A 15,902-nucleotide genomic window follows, 5' to 3' on the forward strand; every position below is an offset into this window, starting at 1 on the left:
AACAAGCGTATTAACGTGCTACTCAATGAGAAGGTAAATCATGACACCACAAGAAAAAGAGCTGATTCAAAATGTCGCCAACAAGCTGAAGCAGAGCCCAAACAAAGCCAAGGATACTGAAGCAGAAAGCTTGATCAACAATGAAATTGGTGCTCAAGATGACGCTGTCTACAAGCTTACCCAAGCAGTTCTTGTACAAGAAATGGCGCTGAAGGAACTCAAGCAAAAAAATGAATACCTTGAGAAGTGCGTTGACCATCATAAATCGGAAGCTAACCGCGGAGCTCTGAGCAAAATGATGGGAGGCAGCCGCCCTGCTCCTCAACCGCCACAGCCGACCCATCAACCAAGTGCCTTTGGTAGCTTTATGCAAACGGCAGCCAGCGTCGCTGTGGGTATGATAGCCGGTAATATGATTAGCAATATGCTGTTCAATAATGACGACCCAGCAGCTGATGCTATGGCAGCAACCGATGCTCAAGCTGCAGACACTACAGCTGAAGACGTTCCTGCAGAAGAAGCAGGAGCAGATGATGCCCTGGCGAGCTCTGGCGCTGAGGAAAGTTCTGGTGGCTTCTTGGATGACTCCTCTAGCTTTGCATCAGAATATACTGACAATACAGGCGGCTTTGGTACTGATGGGCTAGGTGGCGACAGTGAAGGGTTTGGAAGTGATGGCTTCGAAAACACGGGCTTCGACGACACACTAGCCAACAATGGCTTCAGCAGCGATGATGACTTCTTCGGTGGCGGCGGCGATGACGGCGACTTTGATTTCGGCGGCGACGAATAACCAACCACCCAGTCCATATTTGAGGGCACACATCGTGCCTTTTTACCCTCTATCATCTTTGGGGGTGTCCATCACCACCATGGTGGTAATTGAGTTCACTTGAGGGATCTCACCCAGAACATCTGCATGAAAGCGCTTGTAAGCATTCAAGTCAGACGTTTCAACCCTAAGCAAGTATTCACTCGCACCTGTGATGTTATGACACTCCACGACCTGCTTTGCCAAACATATATGCGACTCGAAGTCCAACTGTGATTTTTTACTGTGGTTAGCTAAGCCAACACTCACATAAGCAACAAAACCGACGCCCATTTTGGTCTGGTTTAAGATCGCTTTATAACCGGTGATGACCTTTTGCTTCTCAAGCTCCTGTACACGCCTGAGGGTCGCTGACGGAGATAACCCTACCCTCTGCGACAGCTCTACATTGGTTAATCGACCATCGGCTTTTAGCTCAAGCAATATTTTTTCGTCAAATCTATCCATTGCGCAACTTTATTGTGATTGAGGGGCTTTACAAGCAAAGTTAGACACAAAATTGCCTGACTCTTTCATTAATATACAGATTAAAGATGAACAGACCAACTAGGCAACATTATGGAATACCAACACCTTTTCGCTCTTGTGACCTTTGCTTTCGTTTCAACCGTCACTCCTGGGCCTAACAATATTATGTTAATGACCTCGGGGGCGAATGTCGGTTTTTTTCGCACCATTCCTCATATGATGGGCATTATCTTTGGGTTTAGCTTCATGGTTATTCTGGTAGGGATTGGATTAGTCGGTGTCTTTCACAGCTACCCAGTATTGCATGAGGTTTTGCAAGCGGTTAGCGTCATATACCTACTCTATTTAGCTTTTAATATTGCTAAAAGTCGACCTACGCTTTCTGATAGTACCCAATATAAGCCAATGACATTTTTCTCGGCAGCGGGCTTTCAATGGGTGAACCCCAAAGGGTGGACAATGGCTATCACCACTGTCAGCATCTACAACACAACTTCAGATTGGCGCGGGATTGCACTCATTTCATTGGTCTTTGCTATTGTGAATATCCCATCAGTGAGTATATGGACCTTTGCGGGCAGACAATTGCAGTCCCTGCTTCAGCAACCAACTAAAATGAGGTACTTCAACTTTGCAATGGCTGGATTACTGGTTGCTTCTCTGAGCCAGGCCTTATAATTGAGTAATGCTGAAATGAAGAAAGCCTCCAAAGTGGAGGCTTTCAAGGTTTATTTTTTCGCTTTTGCATTATCTAGAATTTCTTTAATACGCTTATTTGATACACGTTTAGCCATAACAATAACTCCTTTTAAAATTACATACCACGGTCTAAAATATCGTCCGTAAACTCATTCTTAATGTTTCTGATTCATGGACTTAGTTTCAATATACTCAAGTTGTTATGCATTGAAACACCTTTTCGCATCCAACACGCTTTCACAAATCGGCCCAAAAAAGAACAAATCACCAAAAAATAACACGCGGGAAGATTAAAAAAACATAACAAGAAAATAAGTTAGAATCATACGGCGTACTAGCGTGACTACTTAGAGCTTCACTGAATGTGCTGTTTTGTGACCACCACCAAAGAAATGATGGCGAGACAATTCACTGTACACCTTTCTACTGACGAGAACACGTAATTACTATGGTTTCCCCACATCGTAAAAAAATATAACAATTACACTAGCAAACTTCGACCTCTAGTTTCTCACCTTTGAATACTTTAAAGTCATTCACTGCAAGTCGAACACGTCCTCGCTGCCTTTCAATTAACATAGGCTCATTTATACCTTCTGCATTCATTTTGTCGGCTAGTTGCTTCCTTGCCCTATGTATTTGTATATTGATATGACTCTCAGATAAACCAATATCTTTACTAAGTTGCTCTATCGATCGCCAACCACGCTGCGTTTCAGGAACATCATTGATGGAATCCTCTCCCTTATAACGAGCAAGTAATGCTGTGAGGTAGTGATGGCTCCTAATTTCACAGTTAATATTTTTATTTCCATTTATAATTATTAGCTTAGTCAGTTCTTCATCCTGACTTATATTAAAAACATAGCAAACCTTACTATTAAAATCATCTGTTACAGCAATGGTTTCTTTTTCAGAAACATCTGCACCTTCGATTAATTGCCACATAGAGTGAGAAAACTCCAGCATCTCACCATCATTAATTTTGCTCGTAACACATTCATTTACATTCTCACAGTACCAACTCTTTTCTTTTGTATCATAGAAAATGATCACTTCAGGCGAAGACTCTGTTGGTAAAAAATGGTAATGCTCAAGATAAATAGGCTCTACATTCACCCGACTCGATAATCCTTCAGGTACCACAGGAATTAAAACATCTGCTGGCTTGTCTAAATTTAAAACAGTAAATGTTATGTGCGGTTGTCCAGCAAACATCAGATTATCATCAAGAGACAGTTTATAAAGTTTGTTTGCTTGTATTGTCTCACCATTTACTTGCAGTCCATTCTTACTAAGATCCCTGACATACCAAACATTGTCTATCCATTCGACGACTGCATGTATTCTAGAAATTTCAGGGCTATCAATTAATGTATCAACAGCTGTCGCTAAACGCCCAAATTGGTGAAACGCTTTTAAAAACACAGGAAACTTTGAATTTGCTGTTGTTAGATACGCCACATTATCCTCCTAGCTACACAGATAACCTAATATTTACTGGGTTAACACTTACATACATTTCTATTTGGTAGAAAAACAGAACTTACTTAATTACTGACACCTTTTAACCCTAAGATTATCAAGTGTTACTCATACACCAGCAATATTTGTACAATATAAGTAACTGTACACAAGGTGTCAGTATCTTTCTATTACATGTTATTACCAGAGTAAATCATATGAGACATTGCCAATATAAGTCGTCATAGACATAATTTGACTATCAGAAAAAGTCTGGTTCATTCCACTAAACAAGTTTTTGGCAAGATTATCAACAAAGCTTGAAGGAGCAACTTGGTTTTGAGTATCAACGAGCTGAAGTAATGATTTCAATGCTATTGAATCATTATCGTTTATAGCATTATCAACTTCATCTTTGTAACCGGATTCGCTTTCCAACCTAAAAGTTAACGCTAATACCCAAGCTTCATAGCTCTCCCCTGAATCTTTATGTACCCGATATAATAAATTCAAACCATTACAATGATTAAAGCCTTTTTTGTAAATAGACTCGAGGACAGCATCCCCTACAATCAACTGCAAAAGCTCTAAAGAACGAGAGTCAGTGGATACATTCAACTTCATAATCTCAGAAATATAGGCATCCGTCATTTGTGTGCCATCTACGGCGACTGAATTTGATTTATATACCGCTGATAACTCCCTCTCGGCCTTTTCTTTATCCTTCCCAGTTGTAGAAACAATTTCATCGTAATAATTATTGCAAGTATTCTTGATATTTTTCCCACTATCATACGGCTCATCCAATGTAGAGTAAGCATTTGATAGGAACGCCGTCATATTTTCTCTATTTTCATCGATCATTTCTAAAATAGTATTATTGACCTTGCTATAAATAGAAAAACCTGTCTGTTTGAATGTCGTACTCATTGTAACTCCCTTTATATATCTGATTACTTGTTTACTTTAACACCAAGAAGAGAAGAGATACTGAATATCATATCTGTCTCTTTAGCTTTTGAATGACAATTAAAACAGCTTGAATTACCCATGATTTTGTCACCATGGAAATATTCATAATTGTCAAAATATGGTTCTAACATTGGGTTAGAAAGAAATACCGGCTTAACTATATTAGTCGTGCTATTCATCCATTGATTATCTATCAACCTATAATTACCCCACGGCTCTAGGGCAGGGCTTGAAGCCTGAGACGTCGCGGGGCATAACTGTACCAATTGCGCACTATCACCCTGCGATGCTGGCTTCTTATTGATGATGCAATCAGGGCTCTCAATAATTACCTTTGTTAAAGTTTCACATTGTGTTGGAGTAAAGCGACTTACCGAGTCACAACATGCTTGTTGATACTCTATGACTTCCGGACAAACCTGAACAGGTTGCATAACCGGCTGCCCAGAATTAAACATAAGCCAAACATTATTTGAAGCATCTAAGTCATTAATTTCTTGGTAGTTTGGCACTGCTTTAGAGTGGATGAACGTCGCCCAAGTAAACTGTTTCCCTTCCCCATTTGACATAGGTTTCAAAGTTATATGCATTCCCATTAAAACGACAGTAATACGTTCACACTTGTCACGAGTTGGTAGATGGGCAAGAACTTGTTCTCTATAAAACCCACTTGCGAATTTATCTGATAAGATTTCATCTTCAGACAGAACTTTCCAAGCGAACTTTATAAAAATAGCGCCAGGAACTTGCGGGCTTGTATCCTGAATTTGCCCTGGAAAAGAAAAAGTTTTCTCCTGCTTGAATTTATAATCAATAATAGATTGAACAGCCGTATGGTTAAGCAGAACATCATAAAGTATTGGATTACCATTATTATCGTAAAGCGCAACTTTGTCAGGTGTGACAAAGTCACTAACAATACGGTGCGACTCCCCTTGCAGCAATAAGCTTTCTTGCAATGACAGGCAAGAACCATAAGCAATTGCTGATGAGTTAAGCTCCGCTTGATCCCAAGCTCCGCCATCATGTTTCATCTGATTAATAGACTTCCAAGACGATTCATTCCATATAGGTGTCGGTGAAGTAAATCTCTCTAATGCTCTTACGGCAAATTTTCGCATTCCCTGGTCATTCAATTGCGCGTTGATAAGTGGTACAACTTCCCTTTGATTAACCTCGGCATGATCAATTTCTTTACTAATCGCTTCTGCAGCGAAAAGGAAACAGAAGAGACAACAATGGCAAATGAGTAACCACAGTTTATATTTCAGTTTTCCGTCGAACTTCACGTGAAGAGAGTGAAACTTTAACCAGTTAGGTTGTGAGATATGTGCCATCATTTTATCGCACCTCTCTCAATCTCTTTATGAATAAACGAGCTTCTTGATTTACCGCTATTTGTTCAGCAAGTTCAACATACCCTTGAGCCTCTTTTCTACGCGTTTTACTTTGACCTAATGATTTAGCCAGAACCCTATAAGTTTCGGATAGGTAAAAATTATCACCTGTAACATCACAATTTTTGACAGTACGTCGACACACCTTCGCAGCGTGTTCAGCTTCGCCCGACTCCAGCAGCGCTTCAGCGTATAGTGTTTGATAGATCGCGTTATTAGTTACAGCCCCGGTTTTAGAATAGGCGTCTAAGCTAATTCTCAACTGCTCAAGTGAATGCACTTTGTGGTACATAAATACATCACAATATGCCTCAATGATTCCTGCGACTGCAAGCCATAGTGCTATATCGCATTGTGTCGCAATTTGTTTAGCTTCTGCTGCTAATCGATGTCCTTCAGGGTAATTTCCAACAAGAGCATAAATTAACGCCGCTCGACAAAGACAATGGACATGCGTATACGGGTGACCACTTTCCTTAGCCAACCTTAAAGCCTCAACCGCTAACTTGATACTTTCACCTTTATCTCCAGTCAAAACTAATGTGTTCAAACCGAGATAAACTTTTGAAGCCACAAACGTGTTATACCCATATATAGATGTACATAGTTCATGGAAGCTTGTTCCATATTCCTCGCCAGCCAAAACACTGAGTGTTTCAGTTCTTACCAATAAATCATGAGCCTTTCGATTTTCACCCTGCCACAAATAAATAAAAGCATCCGATAGATTAGGACAAATTTGGTACAAGGCAGGAGCCTTATCCAATGCTGAACGGTAATCAGAGGTAATTTTCATGGCATCATTAAAGTTTGCAGACACCATTTGAAAAACAGACTGTCCCCAGCAATCAGTGGCGGCTTGAACCATAGATGTTCCGTCACATTGGAGTGATATCTCTTCATTTGATGACTTAAAACGTCTTAACACAGCGACTTTGGACTGGATCTCTTCAACTTCGTCACTGGCATACCCAGCCTTCATGGTTAAGGCATTACTTAACTTACCGTAAACGCTGATGGTCTCTTCTATCTTGTCAGTTTCACAAAGTTCGAGCTGTTTAATTGACTCATTGAAGAATGTGACTGCTTCATTATTTGATGAAATGTGTAAAGCCTTCTCCCCTGCAAGATCATAGAAATATGCTGCTTTATCATGGTTTTGTGCACTAGCATAATGACGACCAATATCTGAAGGACGGTGTCCTTCATCCTGTTGTCGACAGAGTTCATCGGCAATGAGCTGATGGCATTCTCGCCGCGCACGTTGAGTCAATGAGTCATAAGCGGCATCTCTGACCAAAGCATGTTTGAATATGTAAATGTCACCATCGGCTTGCCGATGCTTAACCACGAGTTCTGATTTCAGCAGCTCTTCCAAATCCATTTGAAGTTGCGCTTCGCCTTTCCCGCAAACCGCTGTTAACACTTTATGGTTGAAAGTACGTCCAATACATGAGGCTAGCTGCGCAGTGTCTTTCGCAAACACTAGCCGATCCAATTTTTGCTGAAGTGTGCTTCGCAATGTTTCCGGTAGCTGTCCACGCTTATCCGAATTAATAAACTTAATCACACCATTTATTTTGTGGACAAGTTGTTGTGAACGTAAACTCGAGACTAACTCTTCAATGAATAAAGGTACGCCATCAGTTCTTTCTAGTAGTAATGACCGTAGCTCGGTTTCAATGGGTTGCTGTTCAAACAACGCATCAATCAATGCATTACTTGTTTCAGTATCAAACTTATCGACAGAAACTGTCTCAAACTTACCATCGCTTAACGTTTCAGGAAGTGGCAAGCGTGAAGTATTCACCCAAGCATGGCCACGCTGAACAAAGCTCTCGTTGTCAACGAGATACCTTATAAACTCAATTGTTGTTGAGTCGGCCCAATGTATATCTTCACAGAAAAACAAGTATTGAGTTAAGTTGCACTGCGTATGCTCTTTGCTCGAATGACATAACAAAATAGCAAGCGTATAAAACAAGATGGTTTTTTGGCGCTCAGGTGTCAGTTGCGCTAATTCATCTCTCTCTTCAAGTGGCAAGCCCATCCACATTGACAACACCAAATATCCATTTCGAAGTTGCTTCCCTTCTAAACCTGACCTGATCATCGCTTTATTCAGTATTTCGAGAATCAAATCATCATTTAACCCCTCCAGTTCTAGTTGGTAAGACAGTAACTTCAAAATAGGGAATAACGCATTGTTTTGGTGTTCAGGCAGGCACTGTGCGATCAAATGTTGTGTGTTATTGAAGCGCCCCCTTAACTCATAAATCAAACGAGACTTACCGACTCCGGCTTCTCCGCAGAGATGTACATGTGTCACTTTTTCTCTATGGTGATTTGAACCACCATCAAAATGGGCAGATAAAATAGCCTCTATGTCAGTTAATTCACGGCTACGGCCAATGAAAACGCCATTCCTACCATGCCCACGTAAAAACCCAAACGCTTCAGACTGCCGCTCTCCCAACAACGTGTACATTGCGCAGCCACCGGCTTCAAGCTCAGTGTTGGTCTGCGGCTTTTCAAAATGATGATGACTTTGAAGAAGCCTTCTAACCGACTCAGAGCAAACAATTTTACCGGATCCTGCATATCGACTAAGCTGCATAGCCTGATGAGCGACTTTGCCCTGCGGGAGGTTATCGGCAAAACTCAACATGACCCCACTCTCTATACCGATGCTATACCTACACACCAAGCCATTATTCTGCTCTAACAAGAGATTCTTTTTCTTGAAATTACTGGCAATTTCTAATGCTGCACGACAACATAGGCGCCCATCATTCTCTGTTACCTGCGGAAAACCAAAATAAAACAGCACTGTATCGCCCAGTGTACCTACATGAGTTGCACCATAACGGACTGCAATATCAATACACTGCTGCATCTGGTCGGCATGGATAGTGTCAATAACGTCTTGATCAATTGCATTATTATTCTCATTATCGACTCGATCGGTTGTCACTATTACACTCAGTGCCGATATTTGCTTTCTTTCAGTTAACTGTGAGTAAGTGAGCTTTGGCTGGTTAATGGCTGTTTCCGTGTCACCATTTGCATGATCTTTGAAATGCTGAGACGGAACCAATAAACGGTCGTCAGTTTTCAAGCAACCGGTTAAATCAGAAAAGTTAAGTTGGCACAATTCATGGTATAAACTGGCTGTGTTATCTGGCCTATCAGAGTATTTCTTATTTAAAACTCGTCGAAAAAAATGTGCAGAGTTATGACCGGCTAACACACCAAGTGAAATATTGGCGGGGCTAAGATGTTGATGGAAGATATCAGCAAGGCTCCTTCCTGTTATCGGAGGTTTGCCAAAAAGACACTCTAAAAATACAAGCCCCCAGACATAAATGTCTGTTTGAGCCACTGGCGGTTCGCCCCTCAACTGCTCCGGAGCACTATACGTCGGCGTACCCAAGGTCTCTTGACTCAAAGTAATGCTCTTGTAGTCCAATTGCCGAGCTTCAGACTTTAGAGTGCCGATGCCGAAATCAAGTACCTTAACATGCGTTTTCGCGCCTACGCGGTAGAGCATGATATTTCCAGGCTTTATGTCCCTGTGGATCACTCCCTTCTCATGTGCATGTGCTAATGCATCGAGTACAGCGGCCATTATTTCAGCCGCTTCGACTGGCTCTAAGGCGCCTTTTTTCTCCAATCTTTGCTTGAGAGTTTCACCATCAATAAGCTCATAAACAGCATAAATTAAGTCATCACCTTGTTGTCCTTTGTCAATAAGGTGTACGATATTTGGGTGGTTTAATCGGCAAATCAAATCACATTCACGATGGAATCGCTCAATATGGCGGTGATTCTTTTCTCTTGATGCTAACGGATTAAGTGTTAGAAATTTTATTGCTACTTGCTTTTGTGTGCTTAGCTGAATCGCTTTATATACTTGGCCAAAGCCCCCCTCTCCTATTTTTTCAACGAGCTTATAATCATATGATTCAAAGTTTGACTCTACTGTCGGTTCAGTCAGGAAATCCGTTTCCATTGATTCTACCCACGATTAATATGATTGAGTGTTCGTTCACACTCATCACTCAACATCAATATTAGCTGCCCATAAATCAATGCTTTAGATATTCACCACACAAACATCCATAACCACAAGCAATGCCTTAAGCGCAACCACAAAAAAGCAATATGACAAATGTTGCACACAAGTTGAGTATGGTAAAGTTTTCTTAACAACATTGGCATTTTTTTGCTTACGAGATCTATTTCACACTCAGTGATATAAATTTGTCATCGCACGCCTCGCCATTTAAAATCCAGGATAGAAATTAGAAAGGAATCAGCCCAATCCACCATGGCTTACTTGTTTGTTTTTTTTCGTTACCTCGTTGTATTAATTAGTTTTATTTCTTTCATTGGTTGCGCGTCTACTCCTACGGCCGAGAAAGTTCCTAGCTATACCATCCCTTTCGATTCTCAAACCCAACTTGCCAGCCAAGCGCTACCCTATATCAATAAGCATCCAGAACAGACTGGATTTTATCCGCTTGGTGATGGACAAGAGGCATTTCTCGCTCGTTTGGCTCTCATCTATGGTGCTGAGCACAGCATCGATCTTCAGTACTACATCTATCGCGATGACAGTACCAGTTCTTTGATGACCTATGCCTTATACCAAGCTGCGGAGCGTGGTGTCCGAGTAAGACTATTGCTCGACGATATGCAATCTCGCAATGATAAGTCCATGGCACAGTTGGCAAGCCATCCCAACATCAAAATTCGGCTGTTTAATCCATTTGAAAACCGTAGTGCCCGTGTCTTTGGCTTTATTACAGATTTTGAGCGCCTAAACCGTCGCATGCACAACAAAGCATTAATCGCTGACAATGCTTTCGTCATTACTGGTGGGCGAAATATCGGAGACGAGTATTTTGCAGCCAACACCTCTGTCGATTTTGGTGATTTCGACATTCTGATGCTAGGCCAGTCAGTCACAGACGTAGCCGTGCAATTTGATATGTATTGGAACAGCAAGCCATCTACCCCCATTGAATCTTTTGTTTATGATGCTGCCAAGCCGACAAAAGCTGAGATTGAAAGCTGGGAAGATAGCCTCAAGCGAGAGTTCAAAAACTCAAAGTACATAAAATCTCTGGCGGAGCTTCCTCTGACCCAGCATATAAAAGATGAATCATTGGACTTTTTCTGGGGCAAGGCAGAAGTACACTATGACCTCCCTTCCAAGATCTATTCTCCAGAAGATACCGACCTTATGCTCCACCAGCTAGGAGCCATACTGGCGAAAACCAATGAGGAGCTGCTGCTGATTTCCCCTTATTTTGTGCCAACCAAACAGGGGGCAGCGGCACTCGTTGATGCCGCACAAGATGGCATCGATATTACCATTATTACCAATTCTCTTGCCTCTAACGATGTCTTTGCGGTACATGGATGGTATGCCAAATACCGCGAGCCTTTATTGGCTGGTGGGGTAAAACTCTATGAAGTAAAAGTCGATCCTAGTTTGAAGAAGCAGCGCTCGTGGTTAGGTAGCTCCCGTACCAGTTTACATGCTAAGACCTTCCTAATTGACCGTAAAGACTTGTTTGTCGGCTCATTTAATTTTGACCCTCGTTCTGCCTATCTCAACACAGAAATGGGCGTACTTATCGAGTCAGAAGAATTTGGTGAAATAATTTACCGGGAAATTGATCGAAATCTTCGCAAGAATACTTATCGCTTAGCACTCAGCGAAGACAATGAGCTTGAATGGCATAATGATCTGAGCGGCACATCTAAACGATCCGAACCCGATGCCAGCATATGGCTTCGGTTTTCTGCCTGGTTGGCTGGAATATTACCAATAGAAAATCAGCTTTAAACGAAAAGCCCCATCGATACAGAGTATGATGGGGCTTTTGCTATATAATTTGTGATTTAGCGGTTAAAGCTTAAGCTGGCCAACCGTAGAAGCCATCGCACCTTTACCGACACCTTCATAAGCAATCACATCAACGCTTGAACCTGATGTAACAGATACGCTCACCTGCTCAGCAATGTATTGAGCAAGCAGTTCAACCGTTGTATCGGTTTCAATCATTTCCACATCACTGCGGGCAATCGCCAATTCAAACTCACCCTGAGGCGCTGTGTAGCGGAAAGCATGGTGAGTCTTTGAAGTCAGACCTGCAGCAAACTCGCTAAGGCTGAGTTCTTCCAACGTGCATTCATCTTCGGTACTACCAAGGTAGATATCCTGCCAACGCTCAGCCCACTGTTGCTCCAATGACAGATCCCGCTTACCGTTAACCAATAACTCAACCGGTGAACGGTGGCCATGAGCAATACGCTGGCAGTTACCATCGTGTTTTTTCAAACCGTGGCTGTAGTGATAGAACGGCCCTGGGATAGGCTCGTGGCGTAGCGTTAACTCCAACCCCTGCACATTCTCTGGTAGTTTACCTTCCAGTACTTTATAGATATGTCGGGTGACAGATTCAATAGTGACTTCACTGTCATCAATAAAGCAATACGCTTGCTCAGGACAATGCAGATGCAGGCTTTTGTCTCCACGCAACAAATCGACGGTAGCATAGCCCGGTTTGGTTACTGCAGTACGAATTGCATTATTTTGGCTTGGAACAATCAAACGATGATCGACAAACTCATCTACAATCTGTTTGATCTGCTTTTTCACCCGACTGAAATCAAGCACCATGCTCATTTCATTCAATTCGCCCGACATCACCACATCGAGGATCCAACTCTCCCCTACCATGCCTCGCTGTTGGCAAAGGTAAGAGGCATCGATGACGGTAAGATCTCTAACAAATAGCTTCAAACTGAAGTCCTTACTGATTCTGGTTGCGGCAAGGCATTATACGCAGCTAAATTCCTGAGTAAACCGCTCAAGCTATACCAGAGACCATTAAAAACGGTAGGTGGCACCAAGATAAGCAGATGTCACGCCTTTCAGCTGGGTTTCAACGGTCACAGACTCACCAGCACTGTTTTCTGCCTGCCAAGTGCTGCGCTCCGATGGAAGAACAGTATGGCGCAAGCCAACCTCTAGACCCAGATCATGGGTGACTTCCCAGCCTATACCGGCCTGGAAGCCGAAAACAATGCCACTTTCTTTATACTTACCAGTAAAGTCTGAGTCCGTTTCAGCAAAAGCATACCCCATATGTAGGCCAACAAAAGTCCTAACGGATCTTTGCGGACGGAAGATATGATCAGCACTTAAAAGGTGTAGCCCAACGTTGGTGTCATAAGCGTCCTGACCATCGAATTTAACTGTCGATGTATGATATTCAAAACTGTAATAGATTCTTCCTCGATCATTGGGCATATACACGCCTAAATCAAGCGCGCCGAACGAGCCAAAATCATTGTCATCAGAGTCAATGTTACCAGTAGAAATAGACGCGCTATCATCACTGCCGATTAAGTTAACACCACCGCGAAGACCTGCGAAGTATTGAAAGCCTTGCTCGCTTGCTATTGGCTCATATTCCGTTTGAGCCGCTTTCACTTGCCCTGAAACAGTCTCATCACACCATGCCGGCATAGAAACTAGCGACAGCAAAACCCCAGACGCAATTACATTCCTTTTCATTTTCACCATACCTGTAGCGAAATTTATCACTTTAAATAGGGTCTGCTTAACTTTCCCCAAAACTATCAGCATCTTAATGTAAACACAGAGGCAATACTAGGTAGCGTTATTTTTTCCCTCCTACCTTACGCTTCTCGCAGCCAACTGATTGCTTCCAGTGAATCTTCAAAGTAGAGGACTTCTCCACTGACAAACCATCCCCCTACCTTGCTCATCACTTCTTGCCAATGCTGGTTACCATAGATGGCCACTTTATTAAATTTACGGCCAAACCTGAGACCTAGCTTAAGATCATCCCAGGCCGCATGCAGATCCCATCCTTCAAAGTCAGTACCATCAAAGTACACATTCACGATCGGGCTTTCGATCCCCTCTAAAGCTTCTTCTATTAATGGGGTGATCTTTTCATAATCAGCGTGTGTCAAAGTACCTACAGCCTTCAGCTCCATGAAGACCAAATCATCTAACCGCTCAACCTCAAGGTGGATACCATGGACATAACTCATGTTTACTCCTTATTGCATCCGGCTATCTCAATAGTTTATACCCTAGTTGCCTGAGTAGCAGATTGAAGTCACCTTTGTATATCTACATGTACTTAACTCAATGTTCTCGCTATCATTCAACGAATACACAAGCTGTAATCTCACCAATATGGCTCTTATCACCGAAAAAGACAGATTCAACCCAGACGCAATTAACAACCAAATTGTCGGTATTGCCGCGAATATTGGTCGCCATGATTCAGGTATGCACAGCCACCAGAAAGCGCAGCTGTTATACGCCCCCTCTGGCTCTATGAGTATTACGCTTGAAAATCAACAGTGTATATTGCCGCCTACACGTGCAGCCTGGATCCCTGCAGGCGTCCGTCACTGTGCCGTCATGACAAATGTAGTTGCTTATCGTTCGGTGTATTTCGACATTTCAGATGCCAATCAACAAGAAGATCAAATTAGGATTTTGTCGGTCAATCCATTGCTCCGAGAGCTGATCGAAAGAATGGCTTTTTGGCCTTGGCAAATGCCCTACAAAGAACAAGAAGTACTGGTGAAGTTATTCTGGCAAGAACTCTCAGCAGCCCCAGATGAAGCCTTGTTGCTACCTTTGCCATCTGATGGCAGGTTGACAACTTGGTTAAAACAACTCAGTGAAGAAGGTCATACCCCATCACCGCTCAATGAGGCTGCGCAGTCTATTGGCGCAAGTGAAAAAACCATTTCACGTATATTTAGCCGAGAAACAGGCATGCCCTATCAGGCCTGGCGCCAACAGTGGCGACTGATGAAGGCGATAGAGCTTCTTTCTGAAAATAAATCCGTCTCAACCGTCGCTTTCGAATTGGACTTCTCCAGTGACAGCGCCTTTGTCAGCTTTTTCCGTAAGCAAACAGGAAGTACCCCGAGTGTGTATATCAAGCGCGCAAATCAATGAAGTGCCATCACATCAATTGATATTAACTGAGACGATGAAAGATGCGGCTCCGATGAAAAGAGCCCAGTTTCATCATAACGAATTTCTATTTCTCCAGAAAAAGGCCTGAGCAAATCATATAATTCATCTAATGGATGATCAGCCATGCTCAAAGCAAGTGTTACTTCCACCCTGACAATTTGGGTCATTTGATAGCCTGCTTGAGTTAAGTTTCTCTTGATACTGGAGATTTCTCTTTTGGTTTGTCTTATTAAACACTTATAGTCTTTCGAAAAATCTGATGTATGAGACTGAAAGCTTGAACTAAAAAAGTTCACCTCACCACTTTTGGCAAACAAACAAGCTAAAGGTAACTTAATGAAAGGTAGAAAATTTTTATCGATTGCCTTGAGAATTTCCATAACGCCCCCAAACCACTCATCCTTACGCATCACTCATAAAGAGTAGTATAAAAAAGTGATATGGTGTCCAAAAAAGTTATAAATGACAGAATTAACACCAACGTCTAACTCGCTGACAGTATTGGTCAAATTGCTCGCCAAACATTGCCTGCAATACGGCTTCCTCGGGTGCTATCTGAAAATTATTCATGTAGAACACAAATAGCCCTAACATAAGTAAAGGGCTAAGAGCAGAAAGATACACAAACGCTGCGCATAAAAAACACAATAAACCGAGATACATAGGGTTACGTGAAAAGCGGTAGATACCGGATGTCACCAGCTTGGATGTTTTATTGGGTAAGCGAGGGTCAATCGTGGTTCTGGCCTTCGAAAATGACCAGACTGCAGCCAAGCCGAGAAATGTCCCCAACAGGCAAAATACTAATATAATCAGTGTCTGAGCCGAAAATGAGAATGCATATAGCGGCCAATATCTAGCAAGTGCATACATGCAGCCAAGAGTGATGAGTAAAACTAACGGTGGGGGCAGGCGCAATTCCATTCGTTTCTCCTTTTTCTTTTATTCTAGTGTCACTTCTTGCCGCAATCCTAGTCTTTGATTGCCCGTATCATTCAAAATGTTTAAAATCGCGCAACAT

General features: G+C 42.3%; 14 protein-coding genes. 4 read left to right on the top strand and 10 right to left on the bottom strand.

Annotated elements, in window-relative coordinates; all coding sequences use genetic code 11:
* The first annotated feature begins 40 nt into the window (after positions 1-40).
* On the top strand, positions 41-793 hold the full coding sequence (locus tag R2X38_RS02175) for a DUF2076 domain-containing protein (protein WP_317520386.1): 753 nt from the start codon (positions 41-43) through the stop codon (positions 791-793).
* Positions 794-835: 42 nt separating this feature from the next.
* Here the strand turns inward: R2X38_RS02175 and R2X38_RS02180 are convergent, their stop codons facing one another.
* A complete protein-coding gene (locus R2X38_RS02180; protein WP_317520387.1) occupies positions 836-1,279 on the bottom strand; it encodes an Lrp/AsnC family transcriptional regulator in 444 nt (147 codons plus the stop codon).
* A gap of 111 nt (positions 1,280-1,390) precedes the next feature.
* On the opposite strand from R2X38_RS02180, the gene R2X38_RS02185 reads away from it, so the two are divergent.
* Positions 1,391-1,978 carry a LysE family translocator gene (locus R2X38_RS02185; protein ID WP_317520389.1) on the top strand — a complete coding sequence of 196 codons (588 nt, stop codon included), beginning with the start codon at positions 1,391-1,393 and terminating at the stop codon, positions 1,976-1,978.
* A gap of 507 nt (positions 1,979-2,485) precedes the next feature.
* Here the strand turns inward: R2X38_RS02185 and R2X38_RS02190 are convergent.
* The 4 genes from R2X38_RS02190 to R2X38_RS02205 all read right to left on the bottom strand — a co-directional run bounded on the left by R2X38_RS02190 (position 2,486) and on the right by R2X38_RS02205 (position 9,844).
* Positions 2,486-3,463, bottom strand: a complete 978-nt coding sequence (locus tag R2X38_RS02190) for an FHA domain-containing protein (RefSeq protein WP_317520390.1) — start codon at positions 3,461-3,463, stop codon at positions 2,486-2,488.
* A gap of 201 nt (positions 3,464-3,664) precedes the next feature.
* On the bottom strand, positions 3,665-4,393 hold the full coding sequence (locus tag R2X38_RS02195) for a hypothetical protein (RefSeq protein WP_317520391.1): 729 nt from the start codon (positions 4,391-4,393) through the stop codon (positions 3,665-3,667).
* Between the two features lie 23 nt (positions 4,394-4,416).
* Positions 4,417-5,775: a hypothetical protein gene (locus R2X38_RS02200; RefSeq protein WP_317520392.1), complete on the bottom strand. Its 1,359-nt coding sequence runs from the start codon at positions 5,773-5,775 to the stop codon at positions 4,417-4,419.
* A 1-nt stretch (position 5,776) separates the two neighbouring features.
* Complete coding sequence (locus R2X38_RS02205) at positions 5,777-9,844, bottom strand: TOMM system kinase/cyclase fusion protein (protein ID WP_317520393.1); 4,068 nt, start codon at positions 9,842-9,844, stop codon at positions 5,777-5,779.
* A 318-nt stretch (positions 9,845-10,162) separates the two neighbouring features.
* Here R2X38_RS02205 and R2X38_RS02210 point away from each other — a divergent pair, with 318 nt between their 5' ends.
* Entirely contained in the window at positions 10,163-11,689 is a 1,527-nt protein-coding gene (locus R2X38_RS02210) for a phospholipase D family protein (protein WP_317520394.1), read from the top strand.
* A gap of 63 nt (positions 11,690-11,752) precedes the next feature.
* On the opposite strand, the gene R2X38_RS02215 is transcribed toward R2X38_RS02210, so the two are convergent.
* The 3 genes from R2X38_RS02215 to R2X38_RS02225 all read right to left on the bottom strand — a co-directional run bounded on the left by R2X38_RS02215 (position 11,753) and on the right by R2X38_RS02225 (position 13,932).
* Positions 11,753-12,649 (bottom strand): 6-pyruvoyl trahydropterin synthase family protein, encoded by an 897-nt coding sequence (locus R2X38_RS02215; protein ID WP_317520395.1) that lies wholly within the window; start codon positions 12,647-12,649, stop codon positions 11,753-11,755.
* Between the two features lie 87 nt (positions 12,650-12,736).
* Positions 12,737-13,426 (bottom strand): hypothetical protein, encoded by a 690-nt coding sequence (locus R2X38_RS02220; protein WP_317520396.1) that lies wholly within the window; start codon positions 13,424-13,426, stop codon positions 12,737-12,739.
* Positions 13,427-13,551: 125 nt separating this feature from the next.
* Entirely contained in the window at positions 13,552-13,932 is a 381-nt protein-coding gene (locus R2X38_RS02225) for an STAS/SEC14 domain-containing protein (protein WP_317520397.1), read from the bottom strand.
* A 148-nt stretch (positions 13,933-14,080) separates the two neighbouring features.
* Between R2X38_RS02225 and R2X38_RS02230 the strand changes: the two genes are divergently transcribed.
* Complete coding sequence (locus tag R2X38_RS02230) at positions 14,081-14,860, top strand: helix-turn-helix transcriptional regulator (protein ID WP_317520398.1); 780 nt, start codon at positions 14,081-14,083, stop codon at positions 14,858-14,860.
* Here the strand turns inward: R2X38_RS02230 and R2X38_RS02235 are convergent.
* Together R2X38_RS02235 and R2X38_RS02240 are read right to left on the bottom strand one after the other, a co-directional pair.
* Positions 14,854-15,261 (bottom strand): hypothetical protein, encoded by a 408-nt coding sequence (locus R2X38_RS02235; protein ID WP_317520400.1) that lies wholly within the window; start codon positions 15,259-15,261, stop codon positions 14,854-14,856. The genes R2X38_RS02230 and R2X38_RS02235 overlap by 7 nt on opposite strands.
* A 91-nt stretch (positions 15,262-15,352) precedes the next feature.
* Complete coding sequence (locus R2X38_RS02240; RefSeq protein WP_317520401.1) at positions 15,353-15,805, bottom strand: isoprenylcysteine carboxylmethyltransferase family protein; 453 nt, start codon at positions 15,803-15,805, stop codon at positions 15,353-15,355.
* Positions 15,806-15,902: the final 97 nt, after the last annotated feature.

Source organism: Photobacterium rosenbergii (assembly GCF_033022775.1).
GTDB classification, from domain to species: Bacteria; Pseudomonadota; Gammaproteobacteria; order Enterobacterales; family Vibrionaceae; genus Photobacterium; species Photobacterium rosenbergii_A.